The 23,450-nt window shown below is 57.6% G+C and carries 22 protein-coding genes; 6 read left to right on the forward strand and 16 right to left on the reverse strand.

The window, feature by feature from the left end:
- Positions 1-13: 13 nt before the first annotated feature.
- The gene (locus tag IGS16_RS16600; RefSeq protein ID WP_297087300.1) at positions 14-931 is read right to left on the reverse strand and encodes a branched-chain amino acid transaminase; all 918 of its coding nucleotides are present in this window, start codon (positions 929-931) and stop codon (positions 14-16) included.
- 186 nt (positions 932-1,117) lie between these two features.
- Positions 1,118-1,822, reverse strand: coding sequence for a Crp/Fnr family transcriptional regulator (locus IGS16_RS16605; RefSeq protein ID WP_172358670.1), 705 nt, complete (start codon positions 1,820-1,822; stop codon positions 1,118-1,120).
- Between the two features lie 353 nt (positions 1,823-2,175).
- Here IGS16_RS16605 and IGS16_RS16610 point away from each other — a divergent pair, with 353 nt between their 5' ends.
- The 3 genes from IGS16_RS16610 (at position 2,176) to IGS16_RS16620 (ending at position 5,790) form a co-directional block, all read left to right on the forward strand.
- Positions 2,176-2,859, forward strand: coding sequence for a hypothetical protein (locus IGS16_RS16610; RefSeq protein ID WP_297087301.1), 684 nt, complete (start codon positions 2,176-2,178; stop codon positions 2,857-2,859).
- A 138-nt stretch (positions 2,860-2,997) separates the two neighbouring features.
- Positions 2,998-3,180 (forward strand): hypothetical protein, encoded by a 183-nt coding sequence (locus IGS16_RS16615; protein ID WP_297087303.1) that lies wholly within the window; start codon positions 2,998-3,000, stop codon positions 3,178-3,180.
- Positions 3,181-3,372: 192 nt separating this feature from the next.
- Positions 3,373-5,790, forward strand: a complete 2,418-nt coding sequence (locus IGS16_RS16620; RefSeq protein ID WP_297087305.1) for a cation-translocating P-type ATPase — start codon at positions 3,373-3,375, stop codon at positions 5,788-5,790.
- Here IGS16_RS16620 and IGS16_RS16625 read toward each other — a convergent pair.
- From IGS16_RS16625 to IGS16_RS16650, 6 genes are all read right to left on the reverse strand, one after another.
- Positions 5,747-6,223 (reverse strand): ribonuclease III domain-containing protein, encoded by a 477-nt coding sequence (locus IGS16_RS16625; RefSeq protein WP_297087306.1) that lies wholly within the window; start codon positions 6,221-6,223, stop codon positions 5,747-5,749. The two genes, IGS16_RS16620 and IGS16_RS16625, sit on opposite strands and share 44 nt — an antisense overlap.
- Positions 6,224-6,349: 126 nt before the next feature.
- On the reverse strand, positions 6,350-7,438 hold the full coding sequence (locus IGS16_RS16630; protein ID WP_297087308.1) for a L,D-transpeptidase family protein: 1,089 nt from the start codon (positions 7,436-7,438) through the stop codon (positions 6,350-6,352).
- Between the two features lie 140 nt (positions 7,439-7,578).
- Positions 7,579-8,007, reverse strand: a complete 429-nt coding sequence (locus tag IGS16_RS16635) for a hypothetical protein (protein ID WP_297087310.1) — start codon at positions 8,005-8,007, stop codon at positions 7,579-7,581.
- A gap of 23 nt (positions 8,008-8,030) precedes the next feature.
- A complete protein-coding gene (locus IGS16_RS16640) occupies positions 8,031-9,446 on the reverse strand; it encodes an ammonium transporter (protein WP_297087312.1) in 1,416 nt (471 codons plus the stop codon).
- A 271-nt stretch (positions 9,447-9,717) separates the two neighbouring features.
- Positions 9,718-10,584, reverse strand: a complete 867-nt coding sequence (locus IGS16_RS16645) for a CPBP family intramembrane glutamic endopeptidase (protein ID WP_297087687.1) — start codon at positions 10,582-10,584, stop codon at positions 9,718-9,720.
- Positions 10,585-10,592: 8 nt separating this feature from the next.
- Positions 10,593-10,991: an AbrB family transcriptional regulator gene (locus tag IGS16_RS16650; RefSeq protein WP_297087315.1), complete on the reverse strand. Its 399-nt coding sequence runs from the start codon at positions 10,989-10,991 to the stop codon at positions 10,593-10,595.
- A 1,619-nt stretch (positions 10,992-12,610) separates the two neighbouring features.
- Between IGS16_RS16650 and IGS16_RS16655 the strand changes: the two genes are divergently transcribed.
- A complete protein-coding gene (locus IGS16_RS16655) occupies positions 12,611-13,681 on the forward strand; it encodes a succinate dehydrogenase/fumarate reductase iron-sulfur subunit (protein ID WP_297087317.1) in 1,071 nt (356 codons plus the stop codon).
- A 50-nt stretch (positions 13,682-13,731) separates the two neighbouring features.
- The gene (locus IGS16_RS16660; RefSeq protein ID WP_068508548.1) at positions 13,732-13,920 is read left to right on the forward strand and encodes a chlorophyll a/b-binding protein; all 189 of its coding nucleotides are present in this window, start codon (positions 13,732-13,734) and stop codon (positions 13,918-13,920) included.
- A gap of 16 nt (positions 13,921-13,936) precedes the next feature.
- On the opposite strand, the gene IGS16_RS16665 is transcribed toward IGS16_RS16660, so the two are convergent.
- The 5 genes from IGS16_RS16665 to psbX all read right to left on the reverse strand — a co-directional run bounded on the left by IGS16_RS16665 (position 13,937) and on the right by psbX (position 18,845).
- Positions 13,937-15,385, reverse strand: a complete 1,449-nt coding sequence (locus IGS16_RS16665) for a trypsin-like peptidase domain-containing protein (RefSeq protein WP_297087319.1) — start codon at positions 15,383-15,385, stop codon at positions 13,937-13,939.
- Positions 15,386-15,686: 301 nt separating this feature from the next.
- Complete coding sequence (locus IGS16_RS16670; protein WP_297087320.1) at positions 15,687-16,640, reverse strand: hypothetical protein; 954 nt, start codon at positions 16,638-16,640, stop codon at positions 15,687-15,689.
- A 130-nt stretch (positions 16,641-16,770) separates the two neighbouring features.
- Complete coding sequence (locus IGS16_RS16675) at positions 16,771-17,346, reverse strand: biopolymer transporter Tol (protein WP_297087322.1); 576 nt, start codon at positions 17,344-17,346, stop codon at positions 16,771-16,773.
- A 124-nt stretch (positions 17,347-17,470) separates the two neighbouring features.
- Positions 17,471-18,433, reverse strand: a complete 963-nt coding sequence (locus IGS16_RS16680; RefSeq protein ID WP_297087324.1) for a Ycf66 family protein — start codon at positions 18,431-18,433, stop codon at positions 17,471-17,473.
- A gap of 292 nt (positions 18,434-18,725) precedes the next feature.
- A complete protein-coding gene (gene psbX / locus IGS16_RS16685) occupies positions 18,726-18,845 on the reverse strand; it encodes a photosystem II reaction center X protein (protein ID WP_297087326.1) in 120 nt (39 codons plus the stop codon).
- A gap of 295 nt (positions 18,846-19,140) precedes the next feature.
- On the opposite strand from psbX, the gene IGS16_RS16690 reads away from it, so the two are divergent.
- Positions 19,141-19,428 (forward strand): YggT family protein, encoded by a 288-nt coding sequence (locus tag IGS16_RS16690; protein WP_297087328.1) that lies wholly within the window; start codon positions 19,141-19,143, stop codon positions 19,426-19,428.
- Positions 19,429-19,637: 209 nt separating this feature from the next.
- Here the strand turns inward: IGS16_RS16690 and IGS16_RS16695 are convergent, their stop codons facing one another.
- From IGS16_RS16695 to IGS16_RS16705, 3 genes are all read right to left on the reverse strand, one after another.
- Complete coding sequence (locus IGS16_RS16695) at positions 19,638-21,107, reverse strand: DUF4335 domain-containing protein (protein WP_297087329.1); 1,470 nt, start codon at positions 21,105-21,107, stop codon at positions 19,638-19,640.
- 60 nt (positions 21,108-21,167) lie between these two features.
- Complete coding sequence (locus tag IGS16_RS16700) at positions 21,168-21,743, reverse strand: DUF3038 domain-containing protein (RefSeq protein WP_297087331.1); 576 nt, start codon at positions 21,741-21,743, stop codon at positions 21,168-21,170.
- A 124-nt stretch (positions 21,744-21,867) separates the two neighbouring features.
- Positions 21,868-23,310 (reverse strand): carotenoid oxygenase family protein, encoded by a 1,443-nt coding sequence (locus IGS16_RS16705; protein ID WP_297087333.1) that lies wholly within the window; start codon positions 23,308-23,310, stop codon positions 21,868-21,870.
- Positions 23,311-23,450 lie beyond the last annotated feature (140 nt).

Here is a 23,450-nt window from a genome sequence, read left to right on the forward strand (position 1 = left end):
TATACGCAGCCAACTAGCCCTCTAGCGGAATTGCAAACACCCAGTCACGAAACTCCGGGTCGCGGTTTTCGGTGATGGCGGTCAGTTTGTCCCGCAGTTGGTCGGTCACAGGGCGCTGAGGAGAATACTCGTAGTTTTCAACGCGACGAACGGGCGTGACGCGGGCCGCCGTGCCGCTGAGAAAAACTTCATCGGCGATGAACAGTTCCGACTTGTCCACTGGCCGCTCGATCACCTCAATCCCCAGCGACCGGGCAACGGTGATGACGCTGTCGCGGGTAATGCCTTCCAAAATGTCTTGGTCAAACCCCGGCGTGATCAGCTTGCCATTCCGCACGATGAAAATATTCATACCCGATGCTTCACTGACCTTGCCCTGAGAATTGAGCAAAATCGCCTCGTCAAAGCCCGACTCCACGGCTTCTGTCTTGGCCAGCGACGAGGTAATGTAAGCTCCACTAATCTTGCCACGCAGAGGCAGGCTGCGGTCTTCCTGTCGGTGCCAGGAGCTAATACGGCAGCTTACGCCTTCCGGCGAAAGGTAGTCGCCCAGTTCCAGCCCGTAGACAAAGAAATCCTTTTCAACGCTGTGGAGCCGGGGCGAAATCCCCAGATCGGACGTGTAGACAAAAGGGCGGATATAGAAAGAGGTCGTGGGGCTGTTCTTTTTTACAAAGTCGATGATCACCTGCTGGATCTTATCGGGTGGCAGGTCGTAGTGCATAAAGCGGGCGCTCTGGCTAAGGCGCTGGCTGTGGCGATCCAGCCGAAACAGTAAGATTTGCCCAGGGTTCTGCGGATCGGGAAGGCCGCGCATTCCGCCAAAAGCGCCCGTTCCGTAGTGGAGGGCGTGGGTCGCGATTGAAACGTTGGCCTCGGCAAACGGAACGAACTGGTTTCGGAAATACGCGATCGGCAGAAAATTGTGCATGGTTAATGAAGATGGGGCGGCAAGCTGAAGGGGCCGCAGGATTTCATCGTAATGGATAGCCTACGCGCAAGGCGATCGTTCGATCAAGTCTTGTAATGATCAGCAAGGCTTGCAGCCAAGGTTTGTAACAAACGCTGCAACAGAGTGTTCATGCAGAGTGTTCATGCAGAGTGTTCATGCAACGGGCTAGGTCATGAGCATTCGCTCTAGCGCGTCGATGTCGGGAATTCTCAGCGTGTCGCGATCGCGGGCAATCAGGCCCTTGCGCTCCAGCTTGCTCAGCACTCGCGTCACGGTTTCTCTCGCCAGTCCGCTGAGGCTGCTTAGCTCTCGGTGCGGCAAGTTGGGAATTTCGATACCGCCCTCGGCCTTTTTGCCCTGACCATCTGCCAGGAAGAGGATAATGTCGGCCACCCGCGATTGGCTATCTGACTCGCGCAGCCGCAGTCGTCGGTTTACCTGCCGCAGCCGCCGTGCCATCAGTTGCGCTAGCCGAATTCCCGCTTCTGGCTCCGTCTTTAGAAGCTTCACAAAGTCTTGGGCGGGCATGTTGCCGATGACCGTTGGCACAAGCGTCAGCACGTCCGTCGAGCGGGGGACTTCATCCAGCGGAGCCATTTCACCAAACAGCTCACCCTTGCCCAAAATATTCAGCGTCACCTCTTTGCCATCCAGGTTGTAGGTGCGGATCTTGACCCAGCCTTCCAGGATGAAATAGACGGAACTGCCCCAATCATTTTCGAGGAGCAAGACCTGTCCGGGTGGATGACTGCGCGTGACAACGTGAACCGTGGCGTTTTCCACGGCTTCTTCGGGTAATCCTTCAAAAAACGGGGCACTGCGAATCAGCGCAGCATCGCGAGATTCGCGGGGGCCAAGTCGATCGGGCATGGAGGCCTTGCTAAACGCTTGAAATCAAAAGCTTTGTCGCTTTTATGGGCACAGGTAACGATCTATTAAATCATAGTCTGCCAAAGGCGGATTGAGCGTCTGTTTTCAACCGTTGTCAGAACCTTGGGAGCGCGATGGATGCGGCTCTAAGGGAGCATTCCCAATCAGGCTGCAAGACAAGCTGCAACATTGAGCAACAAAGAACTTATCGGCCTCTAACCTTGGGCTATGATGGGCGCAGTTTCTAGTAAGAGTTCTATCAACAGTTTTTAGCAATTTTTACCAGCGATTTTTTTACGTTATAGAGGCGATCGCCTTATCTAGATTCACCTGAAACCAGTAGGAGAAAGGTCATGTTTACAAACGGGGCACGCAGTGTTCCAGATGTCGTTCAAACCGGCTATTCGGTGGACATCGGCAAGTACCTGGGCGAAGGTTGGGAACTGTTTAAGAAAAATGCGGGCGGGTTTGTCGGGTTTACGTTGATTATGTTGCTGGTATCGGTAATGCCGCAAATCTTGCCGGAGCGCATCAAGCCTTTGGGCAGCATTGCCAGCAGCGTGTTGTCTGGGCCACTGGGCGCGGGTTTCTACATCGTGGCCTTCAAGCTGATGAAGCAGAGAGCCACAACCTTTAGCGATTTCTTCCGGGGATTCAACCATTTTCTGCCGCTGTTCCTGGCTAGCCTAGTGACGGGTATTTTGACGGTGATTGGCTTTGCATTGCTCGTTATTCCAGGTATCTACCTGGCAGTTGCCTGGATGTTTACGACCCCGTTCATTGTCGATCGTAAGTTTGATTTTTGGGACGCGATGGAGTCGAGCCGCAAAGTAATTTCCAGAAACTGGTTTTCCTGGTTCATTTTCCTGATTGTGCTGACTGTGCTAAACCTGGTTGGATTTCTGCTGTTTGGGGTGGGTGCTTTGGTAACGATTCCCCTGTCGGCCTGTGCGCTGGCGATCGCCTATCAGGAGGTCATGGGGCTTTCCAACTCGGGTATCGCTGACGAAGGAGCGGGCATCACCGATAGTTTCTAGGATTCGGCTTCTGGGATTCCGCTGGCGATTTCTGACATCCAGTTGGCGATCGCAGGTTTTAGGATATAGAAAGCGGTTTCACGCTGCTTCTCTTCGTCCACCGCTGTTTCTCCGTTGCCTACTGCACTGAACCCTGCTGTGAAATCTTCTAAACTCGCACTGATGGTCGCCTTGATTCCTGTGGCTGCCGTCTATTTTGGCGCTCTCTCCACGCTAGACAGCGCTTTTGTGGCCAAGAGCCTGCTGGTCGTCCTGCCAGTGCAGGTGGCGGCTTGTGTGTATTTGGTCTATCGCTATTGGAGCGGACGGCTTCTGAGGTAGGCGGTGGGCAGCGAGGTTTGAAGAGGGAAGAGGGAAGAGGGAAGAAGGAAGAGAGAAGAAGGAAGAGGGAATAGTGAGTCTTTGAATTCCTTCTTTGGATAAAGTGATTTGCTTTGGGTTTCCCGGCGGTTTCCCAGTTCGCTCCTGTAAGCGTTGTAGAGTAACTATCCTTAGCCCCCGTAAAATTTGCCGATGCAACTGATTCCCAAGTCGCAAGCCCTCGCCGCGCAATCTTCTGAGCGCCAAGCCCTGACGCTGGACGTAGGCGGAATGAAGTGTGCGGGCTGCGTGAAGGCTGTGGAGACAGAACTGTTGCAGCAGCCGGGTGTGGTGGCGGCGACGGTGAACTTGGTGACGGAGATGGCGCTGGTGGAAGCAGAACCGGGCGTGGAGGGAGAAGCGCTGGCGATCGCCCTTACGGCGGCTGGGTTCCCTTCCCAACTGCGCGGCGATTCGGCGGCGAATGGGGCAACAGAAACACCCGCCGAACGCCAGCAGCGCGAAACGCGGGAACGGATGGGGCAATTGGCGATCGCCTGCACGCTGCTGGTTCTCTCGTTTTTGGGCCACCTCAGCGCCTTTGGACTAACATTGCCTGGGCTGAGCAATATCTGGTTTCATGCAGGGCTGGCGACGCTGGCGCTGCTGTTTCCTGGTCGCAGCATGGTGATCGACGGCTGGCGCGGGCTGCGGCGCGGCGCACCCAATATGAATACGCTGGTCAGCCTGGGCACGCTGACGGCCTACAGCGTTAGCGTGGTGGCGCTGCTGGTTCCGGCGCTGGGCTGGGAGTGCTTTTTTGATGAACCCGTCATGCTGGTGGGCTTTATCTTGCTGGGGCGCACGCTAGAGCAGCAGGCCCGCAGCAAGGCGACCGCATCCCTGCAATCCCTGGCGGCAATGCAGCCCAGCACGTCCCGCCGGATTCCTGCTGCGACGGCCACGCTGACGGGCGAGGAGTCGGTGACGCTGGCAACAGAGCAGGTGCGGGTGGGAGACTGGCTGCTGGTGCTGCCAGGTGAAAAAATTCCGGTGGATGGCGAGGTGACGGTCGGCCAAACAACGGTCGATGAGTCGATGCTGACGGGCGAATCGAGTCCGGTGCTAAAGCAGGCGGGCGATCGCGTGGCAGCGGGCACGGTAAACCAAACGGGGGCGATCGCCTTCCGCACCACGCGCACCGGAAAAGACACAACCCTGGCGCAAATCATCGCCCTGGTCGAAACCGCCCAAACCCGCAAAGCGCCGATCCAGCGATTGGCGGATAGCGTGGCAGGCTACTTTACCTATGGCGTGCTGACGCTGGCGCTACTGACGTTTCTATTCTGGTATTTCGTAGGGCTACCCCTCTGGCACGACTCCATTGCCGCGCTGGGTATTCATGAGATCGGGCTGGGCACGGCCCACACCGCCCACCTCGCCCATATGGAGATGACTGGCGACTCGGCTATGATGCACGCCGCTATGCCGTCGCCGCTGTTGCTGAGCCTGAAGCTGGCGATCGCCGTCTTGGTGATTGCCTGTCCCTGTGCGCTGGGTCTGGCCACGCCGACTGCCATTCTGGTTGGCTCTAGCCTGGGGGCAGAGCGGGGTCTGCTGATTCGCGGCGGCGACGTGCTGGAAAAGGCGCAGGCTTTGGACACCCTCGTTTTCGACAAGACGGGCACGCTGACCCAGGGCCGCCCGGTGGTGACGGACTGCGTACCGCTGGCGGCGGGCTGGACGGCAGCGCGGCTGCTGCAACTGGCGGCGACGGTTGAAGCCGGGACTACTCACCCGCTTTCTGCGGCGATTCGCCAAGCCGCGCAGCAGCAGGCGTTGTCCCTGTTGCCCGCTGCCGAATTCCAGACGCAGCCCGGGCTGGGTGTATCTGCACGGGTAGAGGGCGCACGGGTCTACCTGGGCACAGCAAACTGGCTGCGGCAGAATGGCGTTTCGCTAGAAGAGGCGGTTTGCAAACAGGCGGAGGCGATTGCCGAAACGGGCAAAACCGTTGTCTACATTGGCGTAGAGCAACAGTGTGTGGGCTTCATGGCGATGCAAGATCCACTGCGGCCCGATGCCCTCCACGCCGTGCAGCGGCTTCGCGAAGCCGGACTGGAATTGCGCCTGTTGACGGGTGATCAGCCTGCGGCGGCAAGGGCGATCGCCCAGATGTTGGGCTTTGCGCCCGAAGACGTGCAAGCTGGCCTGTTGCCCCAAGAAAAAGTAGCGGCGATCGCCCAGCTTCAGGCCCAGGGACGGCGGGTGGGCATGGTGGGCGACGGCATCAACGACGCGCCCGCGCTGGCCCAGGCGGATGTCAGCATTTCTCTGCACTCTGGCACGGATGCCGCGATCGAGGCCTCGGAGATTGTGCTAATGGGCGATCGCCTGACGGACATCAGCGCTGCCCTGCGCCTCAGCCGCGCCACCTTCAACAAGATCCGCCAAAACCTGTTCTGGGCCTTTGCCTATAACCTGCTGGGTATTCCCGTGGCGGCGGGCGTGCTGCTGCCCACGCTGGGTCTGATTCTCAGTCCGTCGGCGGCGGGCGGGCTGATGGCGCTCAGTTCCGTCAGCGTGATTACAAACTCGCTGCTGCTGCGGTTCTTGAAAAAAGATCTATGACTAGTTCTTTGGTTTTTTCGTAACTGTTGCTGTCTAGATAAATTGCCGCAACTAGTGCCTCGAAGGTTTCACCTAAGACCGAAGACTGATTCCCAATCCCCTGCTTTTTTTCGCCTTTTCCGAGACGAATAAATTGCTGAATCTTCATCGCTTCGAGAACCTTTCCTAAATTCTCCCGGCTTTCCAGCCTGCTTTTTTCAGTTGTGACGGCTTCGCGGCTCTTGCAGCCTTGCTGAATCAGCATCTCAACCAAGATCGCCTTGAGAATTGCGTCACCGAGGATTCGATCAAGCTCCTGATCTTGGCAGGCTACACCCTGCTGGACTTGCTCTTGGGCATAGGCTTTACGAGTTAGCGCTCGAATCAGGAGTTCCTTGGTTTCAAAGGTGTAGTTTAACTGTTGCTCAGTCGCCGCAATATCTTCGAGTTTCATCCTTAGAGGTCAATCACAGAGTCTCTACAACTTGTGACTACACTGTTGAACACGTCAGTTACAGTCCTTTAGCCGGATGATTGATTTTCTCCTCGAGGAAAAAGCGACAAATAAGACGTTAGGGCGTTATTCCCGAACCAGAACGAGTGTTCCCAAATCGACTGAATCGTAGAGCGCTTCGATATCGGCATTTCGCATCCGCAGACAGCCGTGAGACACCGCCTGCCCCACCGAGTCGTCGCGGTTGGTGCCGTGAAAACCGATCGAGTGAACTCCGTCTGTCCAGAAGCTAATCCACCTTGTCCCCAGGGGGTTGCGCGGGTCGTTGCCGATTAGCTCTTTCGTAATCGGATGCTCCCACAGGGGATAGGTCTGGCGATCGATGACGCGAAACGTGCCCTGCGGCGTTTCCCAGCCGTCTTGTCCAATAGCAACGGGGTAGCTGGCCTTGATCTGATCGCCGTGGTAAAAGTACACCTGGCGATCGCTCAGATCCACCACCAGTCGGGGCGTATGCAGTGGGAGCGTCGTCAGCGTCTTGCGGGCAGATTGCACCGGGACAAAGCCGGAGGCTTGCGGACGGGGGGAACCCGCTGTGCGAGGCTGGACACGAGGAGCAGCCTGCGAGGGAGGCGGCGGCAGGATGCCCGTGGCTAGGGCGGCGATTCGCGAAGCGATCTCTGCGAGAATCGCCCGCTCAGGAGCAGACCTGTCCGAATTCCTGGATGAAACTGAAACCGCCTGCACCTGTGCTGAAGATAAGGAACGAGATGCAGAACCCGTCTGCACCAAAGCTGGCGGGGATGTAGCAGACAAGGCAGAGGGCACAGGGCTGGGCGAGGGAGATGGCGGCGCTGGCGAAGGAACTGCTGCGGGAGCAGGCTGGGGTGAAGGGGTTGAGCCTGTCTGGGGAGCGGGTGGCATTGCTGCCTGGGGAGCAGCGGGCACAATCGGCGCGATCGCCCCTGGCTGCCACCCACCAGGACGGCTGGGTAGGTCGCCCGAAGGGGAGACAGGCGGCACGGGAGAAACCGTTGCAGATGGCTGTGGGGCAGATGAGCGATGGGCAGCGTGGGGAGAGCGGCTGCGCGACGGTTGATAGGTCAACACCAGCAGCCCAGCCGCCGCAAAACATAGCATCATGAAACCGCGGGCGATCGCCCACTGTCCGTCTGTGCCCACTGTTCCCAGCGATTCGCGTCTCGCCCTCACCACCGCTATTCGTTCAAATCGTTATTCATTCAAATCGCTCAAACTTGCCCCAGCGCCCCTCTATCTTAGTCCGCCTCGCCAGCCAAAATCCTGCCAAGTTCATCACAACCTGGCAGGATTTCAACCCAGGGACCGCTTATCGATCAACCCTGGCGGCGACGCACCGACCGAGCTGTCCGCCGTCTGGGGCGCTGCTTGTTCCGACCGGTCGCTAGACCCGTCATGCTGGCCAGACCCATTAGCACACCGGGCAGCGTGGCTCTTGGGCTGGCGTGAACCTTGGCAGCCGTCGGGCGCAAGTCATTCGCCTCAAGGCGCTGGCTGGGGCTATATCCTGGCACAAGGCTCAGCAGGGCCGAGACACCCGTGGCAATCAGCAGGGCGATCGCCCCCGTCTCGTCCGTCGGCTTAGCAAACTCATTCTTCATGCCAAAGGAGGCGTAGAGAAAATAGAGCGAAATCAATGCGCTCAGCAAAATGAGAAACGTGATCACGCCAGGACTATTGGCAAAGGTGTAGATCGGGCCCTTTGCGGCGGAAAACTCTTCAAATGTAGAAAATGGGCTACTCATGGGGTGTATCTCCTGATCTAAACCTAATCCATCGCCAACTCAGAAGAGGTCGGAGCTTGGGGCGTGCCATTGCCCCCAACCCCCTTAGTAATGCTGGAAATCAGCGTCATGGTGGGATATTCGGGATAGCCTTCAATGCCCAGATCGGCAATGTCTAGACCCATCACCTCTTCTTCCCGCGACACCCGCAACAGGTTAAACCGCTTCAGCAGCCAGCTCATGCCGTAGCCTGGGATAAAGCCCAGCAGCACCACAGACACCAGCGCTCCGATCAGTTGTCCAACAAAATTGATGGGCGGAATGTCGGCTCCTTGGGGATAACCCGCCGCAAAGATGCCCGTCAGCACCGCTCCCAGCAACCCGCAAACACCGTGAACCCCGACTGCGCCCACGGCATCGTCAATGCCTGCTTTCTCAATTGCCACAATCACCTTGGGCATGAGAAATGCGCCCGCGAACGCCAGCACAATCACCAGCGCCGGATGGTACAGATCCAGCCCTGCACCCACGGTAATAATGCCTGCCAGTCCACCGGAGATCGTGAAGAAAGGCTCACTCTTAGAGGAAATGTAGGCTCCCACCAGTCCTGCGGCCAGCGCCAAGGTAGTGTTCACGCCGATTGAGGCCAGCGTCATCGGCGTGCCATAGATCGTCGTCTCACCTGTGTATCCGGGCAAAAAGATGACGCAAGCCGCTAAAAAGGCATAGAATCCCACAAAAATCAGCATCAGCCCCACCATCGTCAGCGGCAGGTTGTGGGGCAAGATGGGGCGCGGGTTGCCCGCTTCGTCATACTTGCCGACCCGCGGCCCCAGGTTAATCAGCACGCCCAGGGCAAAGAAGCCCGAAATACCGTGGACGATTGCCGAGCAGCCGAAATCGTGATAGCCCAGGTTGGTCACAAACCAGCCGAAGGGGTTCCAGCCCCAGGCCGCCCCAACCACCCAGGTAAACGCGCCCAACACGACGGACAGCACCAGGTACGCGCCCACCTTGACCCGCTCGATCAGCGCTCCTGACAAGATGGAGGCTGTGGTCATGGCGAATAGCGCAAAGGCAAAGAAGAAGACCCCTGTCAGATGGTCTCCAGTGTTGGGCGCTAGGGCTGGTGACCAGGGGTAAGACGCTTCGACCAGTTCCATTGCGGACTGGATCGTTTCGCTTTGCTCAGGGTTTGTCCAGGGGCCGAGAATGCCGCCCGTCACGGGGAACAATGGGAAGGCGTTGTACACCCACCAGCCAAAGAAGAAGAAAGCAAGCCCAACGCTGGCAAGCGTCAGCAGGTTTTTGACCATCGTGGCCAGGACGTTTTTGGTGCGCGATGCGCCGCCCTCGTAGGCGAGGAATCCGGCGTGGATCAGCAGCATAAACACAGATGCCCAGTAGTAAAACGTCTCTGAGGCAAATGTTCCGAGGAATTCTTGTGCTTCGGGTGACATGGGTTAGGAGGTGGAGTTACGAGTCAACGGCAGGCTATTGAAAATGAAAATAGCTAGCAATGAAAATAGCTAGAAACAGCGATTGGTGAAGATTGGCCAGAGGAACCAGAGGCTTGTGAGGAGGCGGGAAAAGACTCAGCAAGATTCAGGGGTGCTTCTGTTAAACACCTGCGCGGGCTGATGACGATGGCACGCAGCCGACGATGCAGGGGTCAGCATCCTGATATGAAGCGAATATTAAAGTCAGCCCGTCTTGACAAATGTATTCCAGTTAACCATCCGTAACCGGGTTCTGGAAGATGACCGCAAGGGCGATCGCCGTTCCCAGCATCAGCAGCAGTCCCAGCGCCCCGGCCAGCGGTTTGCCATCCAACCCTGTGATCCAGGCAGGAACTCGTCCGGTCGGTTCTAGAGCGCCTAGAGTCTCCAGGCTGGCGATCGCCATGATCCAGCCTGCATGTAGCCCCCACGCCAGTCCCAGGTTTCCTCTGGCGATCCAGCAGGCTCCGCTGAGGACCAGCCCCATGACCAGCAGCCCAGGCAGTTGCGGCACGGTTGCCCGCCCGTCCCAAACCAGATGCAGCAGGGCAAACAGCAGGTTGGCGATCGCCACAGCGGTCAGCATTTCCAGATCAAAGCCCAGCACTCGTGGCAAAAATCCCCGAAAGACTAATTCCTCAATTAACCCCACCACCAGCCCCAGCCCCGCCACGGCAACCAGAGATATCACTGCGCTACGGCTCGGTGTCCGGGTCTGCCAGTGGCTCCAGCCCAGCCCCACCTGCACCCCCAGCCACAGCCCAACGCCAGCGATCGCCATAAGCAGCCCTAGCCCTAGCCCCTGCCACAGGGACTCACCCATCGTTAGCCCATAGACCTCGAAGCCGCTGCGGGCCGAAAGTCGAGGACTCAACCGCCCGGCGATCAACAGCGCTGCCGGAGCCAGCAGATATAGTCCCAGCAGCAGCGGGATTTTTTGGGAAGGTGAAATGGGTTTGCCCGGTCGCCACCGGAGGGCGATCGCCATCGGCAGCAAAATCGGCAGCCCCAAACCTATCCACACTGCAAAAAAGAGCGCCGCCTCACCAAAGTTCAGCAGCGCCAACAGTTCGACATCAAATTTGAGGTCAAAAAACATGAGCAGCACTATTCTTCATCCGAGTCTTCGCCGTCCTTGTCGCGGTCGATTTGAATGAGATGAATGTGCTTGTAACCCAGCTTAATTTCAAACTCATCACCGGGCTTTAGACCCATTTTGTCGGTGTAGGTGGCACCGATGACAATCTGTCCATTTTTGTGGACACTGACGCGATAGGTCGGCTCTCGCCCGCGCCCGTCTCGATCTGATCCGGTTTCTAGAGAAATTCCTCGGGCTGCCAGCAAAGCCTCATAAAAAGCCGCCATGTTGACGCGAGACTGCTGATTTTTGCCGACGGTCTGATAGCCGCACTGAATCGCTTTTTCTCGCGCCTTGAGATGCGAAATTTCTTTTAGCTTCTGAAGCAGCGCCTTTCCAGTCAATGGCGTTGTAGCGGTTTCTGTCATTGCGTTTAGAGCATCCTCTATTCCAAGACGACTATGTTCAAAAACGACTCGAACATGAGATGGACTTAAACCTGCCGTGGGCGATCGCCCTTGAGAAATTTTGTGGAGACGCTTTGTTCGGAGTGGCACTGCTCTGAAATTTTGAACTCAGACCACCGCACCCCGACCAACCAAAACGCTCTAGAAAAGATCTGGCGGTAGAGAGGTTTTCAAGCACAGATTGAAAAGGGGTTCTGTATCAGGCTTGAAAGCTCTCAGTAGCGTTGTAGCTAGAGCCAGACGCACCTTACTTGACGACATTTTTCACAAGCTTGACCATCAAAGTATTGAGAATACAAGCTCTCCTGTGTGCCATCCAGAACCCAGAAGACTTAGCCTGATAGAGATAGAACAATTCCCTTGATTGCTGGAGGAGACTCAACTTATTTTGAACTGCCTCCTAAGGGCTGATCTCATCAAGCCACTCTGGGCAACGATCTCCTGAGAGTTACCTGAGAACTATCTGCTTAGAGCCATTGATTCAGGATTACAACACTCAATCTAGCCTCCCAACGCTTCAGATCACAGCTAAACATGAAAAATATCAAAACAAAATGGGAGTGGCTTGAACTATATACCCCAAATTATAGCCTTAAGCTTTACCCAATTTAAAGCATTAATAAAAGGTCAAGGTTTTATAAAAAATCCTGGGACTGCTTTACAAGCTTGGAACCAGATTGATATGCACAGAGCCCTCAGTTTTTCAATTTACTAGAATTTTGGATTGAGGTAAAGTGCAACTTGCCTTGTGAACTAAATCTCGTGATCTAGCATTGCTCAATCATTGCCCAATCAACCCAAACAATGCGGAATTCACTGCGGAATTCACCTATGAATGCCGTCGAATCCCTAGAAATCAAGAAATACTGGAAAGTTCTTATGCCTATCAAAGACTGCTGGCATTGACGAGATAGCCTATTTGAAGGATTGACAAATGATGAAGACTAAGAAAACACCAAGTAAATATGAACTAGGTCGGGCAAGTGTCTGGGCGATCGCCCGGATTAGGTCGCAATTTTTCTACAAGTATTATCTACCCTCCTCAGCAGCAGAGTTATTCCCCAACGTGGCATTTGAAGCTGTCCCTAGGTTTCATCAACCTAGCAGCGGATCGCTTTAACAATTGGTATCCCTGAGTGCTGAACGCAAGGGAAATTAGGCGATCGCCCGCATTTTCTGCCTACATTCTTGAGCCGTTGGTGTAGTGCTGCCCCTCTGCCCTCGGCGGTTGATTCAGATGCATTCCCAGAGCAGGTGGGTATTGAGCAGGGATTGGAGTAAACCTGAGGCAGACCTTAAGTCCGGCTTTAGCTCAGTCAGGATCTCTCGTTCCAGACTAGGATAGTGGCAGGAGAACTAAGACACGTTCTCTGAATTTTTGAGCAGGATAGCCCGTAGGCAAAACGCTCCCGTTAGTTCCTTCTGCATCCTTGAAACTACACGCCTAAAAGTATCGAGCTGCTGCCGTTGTCACCTTTCGTTTCGCAAGTTCTTTGCTACTCTGTGTCGTTTGGTAATTTCTGGTAATTTCTTAGGATTTGACTGACGCTATTTCCCCGCTTACTCGCAACTCACAGCCCATGCGTGTCCAATTCAAAATTCTGCGACAAGACGAAAACTCAGCCCCCTACAGTGCCACCTACGAGCTAGAGGTGGACCCTGGCAATACGATTCTTGACTGCCTGAACCGCATTAAGTGGGAACAGGATGGGGGGCTTGCCTTCCGCAAAAACTGTCGAAATACGATCTGTGGCAGTTGTTCGATGCGAATCAACGGACGCTCGGCCCTGGCCTGCAAAGAGAGTGTCGGCAGCGAGATGGCTCGGCTGCAAGCAATTGCGGCTATGGGCGCTCGCCCTGCTGAGCAAAAGGGACATGAAAACCAAGCAACGGCAGCGCCAGAGGACATCCCTACGTTTCACATTGCGCCAATGGGCAATATGCCTGTGATTAAGGACCTCGTTGTGGATATGCGGGGCTTTTGGGACGGGCTGGAGGCAGTCGATCCCTATGTCAGCACGGCGGGACGACAGGTTCCTGAACGCGAGTTTTTGCAAACGCCAGAGGAGCGCGATCGCCTGAATCAAACAGGAAACTGTATTCTTTGCGGCGCGTGCTATTCCGAATGCAATGCTCGTGAGGTCAACCCAGACTTTGTAGGGCCCCACGCCCTAGCCAAGGCCTATCGCATGGTGGCCGACTCTCGCGATGCCCAAACCGAAGCCCGACTAGAGGACTACAACCAGCCCGAATCTGGCGTGTGGGCCTGCACCCGCTGCTATTACTGCAATTCCGTCTGCCCGATGGAGGTTGCGCCGCTGGATCAGATCAGCAAGATTAAGCAGGAAATTCTGGACCGCAAGGATGCCAGCACCAGCCGATCGGTGCGCCATCGCAAGGTGCTTGTGGAGTTGGTGAAACAGGGCGGCTGGATCGATGAACGGCGCTTTGGACTGGAGGTAGTCGGCAATTCGTTCCGCGATTTGCAAGGGCTGGTCAGCCTTGGCCCGCTGGGTCTGCGGATGCTGGTGCGGGGCAAATTGCCGCTGCGGTTCGAGCCGTCGGAGGGTACGGGCGAAGTGCGATCGCTCATCGAAGCAGTTCAGGCCGTCGAGTCTGCCTCTGCACCCAGTCGCCCGCCTCAACTCTGAGCCTGCCACTCGTTCTACTCTTGAGCCGTTTCTCTTGTTTTGAATTCGCTATGACGACTGAAACCCCCAAGCCCAATCCACCCGCACTCGACCCAGTGCCACAGCCAGAGCCAGCGTTTGGCTGGACGCGCTATGCCGAGCAAATCAACGGCCGCTTTGCCATGATTGGCTTTGTGGCGCTGCTGCTGCTGGAGCTATTTACCCGGCAAGACTTTTTTACGTGGATTGGGCTGCGCTGATCCCTAGGGCGAATCCTTAGCGAACCGTCAGCACATAGCGTCCGCGCCCGTTGCGATCGTAAGCATTGGCAATGATGCGATAGGTGCCCGTGCGCGGCAGCGTTACCGTCAGCCGAGAGTTTGTGCTGCTGGGAGATTCGTCATCGTTTTGCCCGACGACTCGGCCATTGGCATCCAGCAGGATCAGGTACGTGTCAAACTCAATGCTCTCCATCGTGATGGTCACGGTTTGTCCGGCTCGTCCATCCAGTGCATATTCCTGATACAGGCTATTGTCTTCTGCCCAAACCAGCGAGTTGGGGCCCAGGGAACCCTCAACCTGAAGGAGGACACGGGCACCGGGACTGGGGGGCGTGGTGGCGGTGCCTGAGCCAGCGCCGGTGATCGCACTGAGGCGATAGCGACCCGTTTCCCCGGCTTCAAAGGTGTTCGCCAGGATGGTGTATAGCCCCGTTTCCGGCAGGACAGCGGTTAACCGAGCGTTGCGATCGCCCGCGCTGTCATTATCTTGAGCCAGGTCGCTGCCATCAGGGCGCAGCAAAATCAAATACGGATTCACCTCGCGGCTCGTCATTTCAATCGTCACTTCCTGCCCCGCCTGTCCTTGAAACGTGTAGGCGTTGAAGAAGCTGCTGTCGGAAGACAACACACCGCTGCTCGATGACAAGACCCCCTGAACTGGAGCGCCATTTAGCGTAATCCGTCGGGCGGTTGGGCCACCGCCCAGTTGGGGAGCCTGCTGCGCGGTGCGCGGGGCCCGACCTTCCCGCACGGCCACCAAAAACGGCTGCACCCGATCCATCGAGATTGCGAATCCGATGCCCGTATTGCCCGATGTGCCTCGTGGCGAAAAAATTGCCGAGTTGACTCCAATCATTTGCCCTTGGCTGTTGAGCAAGGGCCCACCAGAGTTGCCAGGATTAATCGCGGCATCCGTCTGAATTAGTCCTCGATTTGTATCCAAACGGCTGACGATGCCCGTTGTAAAGGTGCCCTGAAACTGCCCAAAAGGGGTGCCAATCGCAAAGGCCCGCTGCCCGACTTCTACAGAGCCAGGGCGAGCCAGCGGAATTGTCGGCAGATTTTGTGCCTGTACCCGCACTGCCGCCAAATCCAGCCCGCCCTCTGCAAAGGCAATCACTTCGCCATCGAGCCGCCGCCCGTCTGCCAAAATCACGCGCACCTGCCGAGCGTTGCTGACCACATGGGCATTCGTGAGAATCAATCCGTCTGGGCTGATGATGCTGCCGCTGCCCGTGCCAGTTTGCGTCTGGATGGAGACGACCGCAGGGCTAGCCTGTCGATAGACCCGAACGTTGACTTCTTCGATGTCTTGCGCCTGGGCGACCCCGCGAGTTCCCAATCTAGTGGGAGCAGGGACGATGACATCAGCGAGGAAGATGCTACCCAAGGTGCCGAAGGCGAGCAAACCGGAGGTGACTTGGCGAAACAAGAAATAGCTCATGGTGAGGAGAGGAAATGCAGTGCAAAATTCAGACAGTGTTTCAAGCAGTGGTGAAGACTGTTCGGCGTGAAGACCGATGGCAGGAACCATCCAGGCTATCAGCGCGGTGCGTCAATGACGCTGCGTGAGGGGACAGAGATGAACAGGGGGCTGGTGATTCAAGATCTGGTGACTTAGAATTTGGCAACTCAGAATTTGGCGATCGCCCTTGCCAGGGTTCTACTGGCTATGGTTCCCATTTTGACAACAACCCGCGAACTCGTCATCTGGAAACGGCAAAAGCATACGAAGATGTCTGGGATTAGGGAAGCAGATTTGTCCCCGCGGACTGGGGGTGATCGCCCTTGCGAGGTGCTTCATTGTCCCATTCTTCATCGGCTCCAGACTGTTGTCCGGTTAACTCAACGGCTTCAGGAAACGTTACAGGCGCGTCGATTTGAGAGCGTGGAGATTGAGAGTTTGGAGGGGGCGGGGGCAGCGGGGCGATCGCCGGACTGGGCGCAGCCTCGTCAGACGCTTGCGGCGGGGCATTAGACGCTTGCGGCTCTGCGGCTGATGGGGCGAAATTTGGCAGGGCCGAGTCAACCGCTGGGGCATCTGTGGGTGGCGGATCGAGGGGCAGCGGAAAAGCGGGCGATGCCTCACGCTCCGGGTTTGCTTTAGTAAGCTTCTCACCTGGCGATTTTTCACCTAGCGATTTTCCACCCGGCGATTTCTCATCCGGTGAGGCTGTATCCAGAGGAGTTGCAGATAAATCGAGGGGCTTGCCAGCGCGATCGCACAGCACGATATCCCAATGACCGCTGGCGTTGGATTCGTAGGCGATGCGCTGCCCATCGGCGCTGATGCTGGGGTTGCGGACGCTGGCATTCAGTCCATCTGTTAGGTTGCGGCGATATTGAATCTGGCGATCGTAGAGATAAATATCTTGTCGCCCCTGGCGACTGGCCGCAAACACGATAAACCGTCCATTGGCCGAAACGCTGGGATGTTCTGCGGCCATGTCGATGGCGTTGAGGCCGGGCAAATCCACCAAGCGACGATGCGGCAGGTCGTAGAGATAGACATCCTGGCTGCCGTTTCGGTCGGAAACGAAGACGAGATAATCTCCCGATAGCTGCGGCTCTTGCTGGGCAAAGGGACTGTTGAGGGTCTGCCCGCTGGCATCGGACGGTAAGTTCAGCAGGTGGGGGTAGGTGCAGCCGCCCAGCAGCAACAGGAGGGCGATCGCCAGCACCCATCGGAGATATCTCACAACATCAACCCGGGCGTATCGAACATTGACCGCTGCAATGGGCCTTGCCCTGCTGCGTCTAGTTCCATTGTTCCAGTTCTAGCGCACATCGGAGCAGATTCAGCCAGGGGCAAGGGTCAGCATAGCACGGTCAGTCATCCAGCAAGTCTGGCTCGATGCCGGGGCCCCGATCTAACACCTGGATCATCCATTTGCCGTCGCGGCCTAGCTCAAAAGCGACGTAGCGCCCGTCGGGACTGATGCTGGGGTTTCGCACCCAGCCGCGATAGCCAGCGGTTAGCACCTGAGCTTGCTTGGTGATGCGATCGTAGAGTTCGACCTCTGGGCGACCACTGCCGCTGGCAACGTAGACAATATAGCGGGCGGTGTTGCTGAGGCTGGGATGTTCAGCGACAGCATCCCATCGATTCAGCCGGGGCAAATCGACAAACTGCTGCCGCTTCAGGTCATAGAGCAAAATGCCGCGATCGCCCTTGCGGTTCGAGACAAAGGCCACATACTGCCCATTGCCGCTGAGGGCGGGCTGTTCGTCGGTATAGCGGCTATTGAGCGGTACGGGTGGCTCAGAGCGCTCTGGCTGGACGGCGATCGCCCGACTGCAAGCGGTGTTCAGACCCAGCAGGAGTAGCGCTAGAACCGGAAGCACGGAGCGAACAGCGGCACGGAGGGCGATCGCCTGATGGAAGCGCCGCAATCGGGCCGTCATTTGACAAAACTTCCATCCCAGTGATCGCCTAAGGGGTATGACCCCTGCCCAGCCAAGACACAGGGACTTCCAGAACTTGTGCCAACCCCAGTGCCAACCCCAATGCCAGGCCCCAGTCCAAGCCCTAATCAAAGTTAGAAGAGTTGTCCGCCTCGTCATCGGAATAATCCACCGGCTGATAATCAACATAATCAGCCGAGGGGCGTGCAGGCTCATCATCGTCCCAGCGAGCATTGACATCCTCTACTGAGCGAGGACGGCGGGGGCGGGAACCAGAGTCTCGACTGCTCGACCGGGAACTGCTGCGGCTCGAAGGATAGTCACTGCCATAGTCACTGGCAGAATAGCCGGAAGCGTAGTCAGAAGAATAATCGCTGCTGTAATCGCTGCTGTAATCGGTAGACGGCTCTTCCCAAGAGCGATCGCGCCCATAGGACGAAGCGCTATAGTCGTCATCCCAGGCATCGCGCTCTGGGCGGGCGGGTGGGCGAGTCTCTCCAGAACTGCGGCGACGACGGCTAGAAGAACCAGAGCGATCGGCACTGCCGCGAATGGCGGGGCGACGGCTGCTGCTGCCGTAATCTTCCGTTGGCTCAGTGCGATAGTCGCGGCTGGCTCGGATGCGTCGGCTGGCCGGACGCTCATCTACTGCGCCCAATTCGTCTAGCTCAGCGCGATAGACGCGGCTAACCGGACGTTCATCATCTACAATTTGCCCACCCCCGCCAAAGCGCTTGGCTTGCTCGGTCGTTGCCCCCCGCAGGCGCAGCGTTTCCAGCGCAAAGGCCGTCGCTGCACCAGCCATCAGATAAAAGCCAAAGGTCAGAATCGGGTCGAGTCGCCAGCCCTGGAACATCAGGATCGTTCCACACAAGAGCGACACAGCGGACAGCGCGATGTCCTGATCGCGAGCAACCTGCGGGCGAAAGTTTCGCAAGAAGTAGAGCCCAGCACCGCCGACTGCCAGAGCAATTCCCAGAAAGGCAGCCGGATTGCCGCCAAACACCACCTGTGCCAGAACGGGTTGGGGCTGCATCCAGGCGGCACTGGCCATTCCCATCGCAGCGTGTCCGAAATCCACCAACATCTATAGTTTCTCCCTTAATCTGCCCTAACCCTAGCGACTCTCATCCTAACGATTTGTCAAGGAAAGCACCACCGCATCGATAAGCAGCCGTGCCCAAAGTACCTGTCTAGCTTGTCTAGCCGGTTCAGAACACTGCATTTTTATGCTAGCCCTATTAAACAAGTTTGGGCGAGACTTGCTCGCCCAGACACCTATCTCCGCGTTGCGCCGACTCGGGAGCACACAACTGGCCCGCTAAAGTCAGCCTGTCAGCATCCTCAGAGGCAGCTTCGGAATTATCCTTACAGAAGCACTAGGAGCGCTGAATTTTATCCTTTTGGCTGATAAAGATGAGACCGACTGCTGCTGGAACAACCACAATCAGGAGGCCAGCTAGCAAGCTGTAGAAGAAGTTCATCAAAGAGGGAGTCATGGGTGTTTAACCTTAAAGTTTGGCGACTTTGTTATAAACAATTCTATCGGTCGGTTAACCGCTTGAGAAGCGTTTTGCGGGAAAGGATTTTTGGTGAGGCTGCTGAAGGGAGAGCGATCGCCCTAAAATGACGGCACGACAGTCGGCCAACGGACACAGGCTCGACGTAAAATGAGAGTCGAGAGGGTTGCTAAATGTAACAGTCTGTCTGACTTTTCTCAGAAATCTGGGTTCTGGGAGCTGGTCTCTTGGGAATTTTGGTTAGCCGTTTTAGCAAAATATGGCGGGTTGAGCTATGACTTCGGTGGCGATCGCTTCTTTGGCATTGAGCCTTGGGCTGGGGCTGATGATTCTCCTCTGCATTTTCCGTATCGTCCTCACCTGGTATCCCCAGATTGACCTGACCCAAATGCCATTTAAGCTGGTGGCGCTGCCAACGGAACCCTTCCTTGCGCCCACCCGAAAAATCGTCAAACCTTTTGGAGGGGTCGATATTTCCCCCATCCTCTGGGTTGGCATTTTTAGCCTGCTCCGCGAACTGCTCCTGGGGCAGCAGGGCTTATTAACCATGCTCACCTATTAAGACATCTATAAGATACCTACTAGGACTTACGCATTTGCAATCAAATTTTCTGGGTTTTGGACGAGTTCTCGTGGTCTGCGCCCGAAAGAACTCGTCCAACTGCGTAAGTCCTAACCTAATCAAGAATTTAGAGCGGGACTAATGTGACGAGAGGAATTGTGTGTCTTCTCCCTCACGTTCTTGTTGCTTGCTACCCGTGCTGTCGCACCCTACTCTATGCCTTCCAGCAAGGTCTGCACTCGCCCATCGGGATACAGCACCACCCGCAGCGTGGCGCGGCGACCTGTGGGCAGGGGTGACACCAACGTTTCGCCCATCAGCGGCATTCCAGAGCGATCGACGTAAATGCCTGCTGCTTCGCCAAGGGGAACAACTTGCTGCACCACGCCGTTTGCAGCGACAATCACGCGATATTCCAGCGCCCGGTTCAGGTTTTCGGGCGGCTGCCAGCGAGACTGGAAGTATTGTTGCGCTTCGCCAATCTGGGGAATGCTGCCCGTGGCCAGGCGGGACGGGGCAGAACGCATCGCTGCGTCGGGTCGGGACGAGTCGGCAGCAACGGAGCCGCTAGCGGCTTCAGCGTTTTCTCCTGGCAGGCCCATCACGGTTGGGTCAGGCGAATCCCCGGTTCGCGCTATTGCGGCGGGATCTTCGGGAAGCAGCACTGGGGCAGGAGCCGCCGCCGGACGCTGGGCAGGTGGCTGGGGAATGACCTGGGGCGGCGCGGCTGGGACTGCTGGCGGGCGGACTGGGGCTGCCTGGGGTGCGGGCACGGGCTGCGGGAGGGTGGCTTGTCCGGGAGCGGCTCCGGTAGGCGGAGTGGGCAGCGGCAGGGTGTCTCCTGGCGGAATGGTGGGGATCGGCGGTGGGCTGGGCAGCGCGGCGGGGCTGGGAACCTGCGCGGTTGCTTCAGGGAGCGTTGTGGTGCTGTAGGCTTCTGGCGCAGGCTGGTTTGCGCTCAGTTCCGATGGCTCTGCGTTTTCTGTGGCAACCGTTGCGCTGGGCGGTGCGTTCACGTCCATCACAAACTTGGCAATGCTGCCCGTTACCCCGACAGCCAGCACGGCTACCGCAGCCACCCGCAGCCATTCGGGCGATCGCCTCCTTCCCGCAACATGGGGCAAATCTACCGCTAGCGACTCGGCTGTGTAGGCATCTAGCGCCTCTGCCAGATCCACCAACTGCGTTGTGCTGAGGCGAACCGTGTCTACCGCTGCGCCCGCCGCCAGCGTCCCTAGATGCAGTTCATGGGCCAGCAGACCTAGCGGCTTCAGTTGGATGCCTTCTGCGCCAACCCGCAGGTCTACCCCGTCGCGATTGACGATTTCAAGGCCCTGAGCTGGCGTCTTGTCCTCCGGCAGGCCTTGGGCGACCGCTGCGACGAGGGGCGATCGCTCTGGGGCCAGCCGCAGCAGTGCCTCATCCGCCAACCCTGCATCGGAACCAAGCAGACGTGCCACGTATTCGCTGACGGTTGCGTGCAGCGCTTCTAGCTGACGGCGATCGCCCTGTACCTCCAACTGCTGCTCTGTCGGGCGACGCGGATCATCAAACCGCAGATTAAACCGCACGTTTTTCATGACCGTCTGATCAGTCCAGCGCGACAGCGCCGACCCAGTGGCCCGCACTTCTAGCGTGCAGGTCGGGGGGGTGTATCGTCGGAGAACGGCAGGTGGCATGTTAGGCGTTGGAAGTGAGGGATCAAGGGTTCGGAGGAAAATCAGGGACGGCTCTGCGGTTCACTTAGCTCGGTCAATCAGCGCCATCCACAGCCGCCGGGGGCCATGCGGGGTGCTATAAAACAGCAGGTCGATCAGCAGCTTGAGGGCGAGGTAGGTGAGCTGGTCGGGGGTTGCCGCATCGTCGTCCATCCGCTCCTGATAGGTGTTGTGGAAGGTGTCGAGGTAGTCGCCCAAGAGCGCGGTTTGGTGCGGTTCGCGGCCCTGCTCGGTGAGTTGCTCCAGCAGCGTGACGGCACGACGGATGAGTTCCTGGTGCTGCTGGGCCAGATGGCAGATGATCAGCACGAGCGATCGCGCTTCGTCCACGTCCATGCGTTTGCGTCCTTGCCCCTTCCGCAGCGGGCTGGATTGTCGCAGCCGCCACAGCGCTACCCGATCGGCAACGACTTCCGTCAAACCTAGCGTTTCTGCTGCCTGGAGCATCGCGTCGGAGCCAATGCCCGCCAGTGCCTCCAGCGCCAGCAGCACCAAGTCAAGCTGTGCCTTGATGCTGTCTAGCTGGGCGGGGTCGGGCTGGTTGGCTAGGGGCAGTGTGTCCTGCACAGAGGCGCGGGGCTTGGTGGTCGGCGGCATAAGTCTAGACTAAGGCAGGCGTAACGCGAAGGAGACTCGGTTACAGGTCTTGAAACCAGACGCGCAGGATCAGCGGTCGAGTTCCCTCCAATCGTACCGCGTTGGCTGGAGGATCAGGCTGCAACTATGCCGATCGCCAAGTGCCGTGGAAGCCGATGGGGATGACGCTGGGCAGCCCTAGCCGGCAGATGGGGCCTGCTTCTAGGCGATCGCCCGCGTAGATCCAGACCTCGCTCTGGTGGCGATCGCCATCGTAGACCACCGTCAGCAGCCAGCCCTGAGCAGGATGCTCTGGATCGGGCGCAAAAATTGGCTCCACGACGTAGCGGCGGGGCCCGGCGGCGGCGACGGTGAGCGTGTCGGTGGTGTGGTCATAGCGGGCAATCGCCCCAAATAGCTCTCCTTGTTCCTCCGCTTTCGGCAGGTGAACCGTGAGGTAGGTGTGCTTCCAGGGCTGCCCCACGTCTCTCGGTGCAACAGTGGGAAACTCACAGCCCCGCTCCACCACAGCGCTCATGCCCAGCACTCTGACAGACTGCGGATCGAGGCGCAGTTCCCACAGTGTGCCCGTGGTGCGGGTGGTGGTGTGGCCTGTAGCGACTTCCTTGAGGAACTGATTCGTCGAAAAATCGGGATAGCGCACCAGATTCAGCAGGATGTCTCCCTCTGCCGTTTCTGCGCCGTTGCCCAAGTGCCACTGAAACCAGGGTTCTGCCTCGCCCCGGCTAACCAGGGACAGGCTTTCCCGATCAAAGATCCAGATTTGCGTGCCCATCTCCGGCTTCCAGGTGAAGGCATCGCTGGCGCTTTGTAGATTCAGCAACAGCGGCAGCGCCTTAATCCGCACCGGATTCACCAAAAACACGAGGTATCGTCCCGCCAGCACAAAGTCATGCACCAGCGGAATACCCTCCAGCGGAATTGCCGCCCGCCGCTTCACCGTGCCATCTGCTGCACAGTGATAGAGATTTAGCACGGCGCTGTGCCCAAAGGACACGCCAAAGTTAAAAATTTCTCCCGTGCGGCCGTCGCGCTTGGGATGGGCCGAAAAAGGCAGCCCGTCCAGTCCAGCGACGTTCTCCGCGCCGAGGGTTTCCAGGGTTTCCAGGTCGAGCGCGTGGGGCAGTCCGGCTTCCCACAGCGCCAAGAGGCGATCGCCCAGCGCCAGGACAGAGGTATTCGCCACGTTTTTGGGCAGCTTGCCAAATCGAGTCCACAGCGGCCCTGGCGGGGTCATGCCATAATTCCCAAACAGCAGCCGTCCCGCCGCTTCCTCTGCCCGATAGCCCGCCGTTTGCACATAGCGATAGGTGGCCGTAGCCGCACCCTTGGCAAACCGCACCGCCAGAATCGCCCCGTCGCCGTCGAACCAGTGTCCCATGCGCTGCCCGCCGCGCTCCAACCGCCCTGGCCCGTTGCGATAGAGCGTACCTTGCAGTCCCCCAGGAACCCGCCCCTCCAGAACGGGCAGAGGCGTGGGCAAAAATTCCTGGGCCGTGTGCAGAACCGCTGCGGCCCAGGCAGGTGAGGATGTTGGGGAGTGGAGACTGGGAGAAACGGAACGCATAATCGCTGAAGGCTGCTAGCGATAGCGTAGCGTACTCGTGGGATACGGGGCGATTGGCAGGCTGTCCAACGGGCGATCGCTCGCTATTGCTCTTGATGATTCTCTCCCTCGATCATCCTCTACGGAGATTCCCCTTTAGT

The sequence above is a fragment of the Thermoleptolyngbya sp. C42_A2020_037 genome (genome assembly GCF_015272455.1).
Classification (GTDB): Bacteria; Cyanobacteriota; Cyanobacteriia; order Elainellales; family Elainellaceae; genus Thermoleptolyngbya.

Coding starts and splice junctions, on each gene's coding strand:
- IGS16_RS16600 (WP_297087300.1), bottom strand. CDS start 931: ATGCACAATTTTCTGCCGATCGCGTATTTCCGAAACCAGTTCGTTCCG.
- IGS16_RS16605 (WP_172358670.1), bottom strand. CDS start 1,822: ATGCCCGATCGACTTGGCCCCCGCGAATCTCGCGATGCTGCGCTGATT.
- IGS16_RS16610 (WP_297087301.1), top strand. CDS start 2,176: ATGTTTACAAACGGGGCACGCAGTGTTCCAGATGTCGTTCAAACCGGC.
- IGS16_RS16620 (WP_297087305.1), top strand. CDS start 3,373: ATGCAACTGATTCCCAAGTCGCAAGCCCTCGCCGCGCAATCTTCTGAG.
- IGS16_RS16625 (WP_297087306.1), bottom strand. CDS start 6,223: ATGAAACTCGAAGATATTGCGGCGACTGAGCAACAGTTAAACTACACC.
- IGS16_RS16635 (WP_297087310.1), bottom strand. CDS start 8,007: ATGAGTAGCCCATTTTCTACATTTGAAGAGTTTTCCGCCGCAAAGGGC.
- IGS16_RS16640 (WP_297087312.1), bottom strand. CDS start 9,446: ATGTCACCCGAAGCACAAGAATTCCTCGGAACATTTGCCTCAGAGACG.
- IGS16_RS16645 (WP_297087687.1), bottom strand. CDS start 10,584: ATGTTTTTTGACCTCAAATTTGATGTCGAACTGTTGGCGCTGCTGAAC.
- IGS16_RS16650 (WP_297087315.1), bottom strand. CDS start 10,991: ATGACAGAAACCGCTACAACGCCATTGACTGGAAAGGCGCTGCTTCAG.
- IGS16_RS16655 (WP_297087317.1), top strand. CDS start 12,611: ATGCGTGTCCAATTCAAAATTCTGCGACAAGACGAAAACTCAGCCCCC.
- IGS16_RS16660 (WP_068508548.1), top strand. CDS start 13,732: ATGACGACTGAAACCCCCAAGCCCAATCCACCCGCACTCGACCCAGTG.
- IGS16_RS16665 (WP_297087319.1), bottom strand. CDS start 15,385: ATGAGCTATTTCTTGTTTCGCCAAGTCACCTCCGGTTTGCTCGCCTTC.
- IGS16_RS16675 (WP_297087322.1), bottom strand. CDS start 17,346: ATGACGGCCCGATTGCGGCGCTTCCATCAGGCGATCGCCCTCCGTGCC.
- IGS16_RS16680 (WP_297087324.1), bottom strand. CDS start 18,433: ATGTTGGTGGATTTCGGACACGCTGCGATGGGAATGGCCAGTGCCGCC.
- psbX (WP_297087326.1), bottom strand. CDS start 18,845: ATGACTCCCTCTTTGATGAACTTCTTCTACAGCTTGCTAGCTGGCCTC.
- IGS16_RS16690 (WP_297087328.1), top strand. CDS start 19,141: ATGACTTCGGTGGCGATCGCTTCTTTGGCATTGAGCCTTGGGCTGGGG.
- IGS16_RS16695 (WP_297087329.1), bottom strand. CDS start 21,107: ATGCCACCTGCCGTTCTCCGACGATACACCCCCCCGACCTGCACGCTA.
- IGS16_RS16700 (WP_297087331.1), bottom strand. CDS start 21,743: ATGCCGCCGACCACCAAGCCCCGCGCCTCTGTGCAGGACACACTGCCC.
- IGS16_RS16705 (WP_297087333.1), bottom strand. CDS start 23,310: ATGCGTTCCGTTTCTCCCAGTCTCCACTCCCCAACATCCTCACCTGCC.